The sequence below is a fragment of the Telluria sp. AZSoR62 genome, assembly GCF_058111565.1.
In genome coordinates this window covers 1-239 of the sequence record NZ_JBYTST010000564.1, presented here as the reverse complement: position 1 = coordinate 239, position 239 = coordinate 1, and the positions used below count along the sequence as shown (strand labels likewise).

At 61.5% G+C, this 239-nt stretch carries 1 pseudogene; it reads left to right on the top strand.

The annotated features are described in order from the left end of the window. Positions 1–35 precede the first annotated feature (35 nt). A pseudogene (locus AC3XQU_RS24785) lies at positions 36–239 on the top strand (alpha-amylase); the annotation flags it as partial.

Below are 239 nucleotides of genomic sequence, written 5' to 3'. Positions count from 1 at the left end.
ATTTCGACGGCTATACCTCCTCGCTCCCGAGCCTGATGGATTTCCCGTTGGTGGAAACCATGCGCAGCGCCCTCGGCAGCCCCGGCAAGGGGTTCACCGGCGTCTACGAGATGCTCTCGCTCGACCACCTGTATCCGGAGCCGGACAAACTTGTCCTCTTCGGCGGCAACCACGACATGGCGCGCATGTACAGCGTCGTCGGCGAAGACTTCGACCGCTACCGCATGAACATGGTGTTC